Source organism: Chryseobacterium sp. SIMBA_029, assembly GCF_046535275.1.
Classification (GTDB): Bacteria; Bacteroidota; Bacteroidia; order Flavobacteriales; family Weeksellaceae; genus Chryseobacterium.
Map to the genome: position 1 here is coordinate 1 of NZ_JAWRXA010000879.1, position 234 is coordinate 234.

General features: G+C 62.4%; 1 protein-coding gene. It reads right to left on the reverse strand.

Annotated features, from left to right (window positions below):
- Window positions 1-52 precede the first annotated feature (52 nt).
- A partial coding sequence (locus tag SB679_RS26380) for a hypothetical protein (protein WP_410705395.1) occupies window positions 53-234 on the reverse strand: 182 nt, incomplete at its 5' end.

A 234-nucleotide genomic window follows, 5' to 3' on the forward strand; every position in this document is an offset into this window, starting at 1 on the left:
GGCAGCCGGAATATGGTCAATACCCACAGAGTAGCTGCCGGCAGGTACTCCATCATCCGAACACTTTGCGGAACGCCAGCGGCTCCGGCGGCGTGCCCGCATCGCTGTTGAGAATGCGCGTCGCGAGCTGGTCCGCCAGCGCTTCAGCGGCCAGTTCTGCTTTGTCCGTGTAGCTGCTGCGTGCGAGGACGCGCAGAACGTCTTCTGCATTGAGGTCGGGGAGGAGCTTTTTCG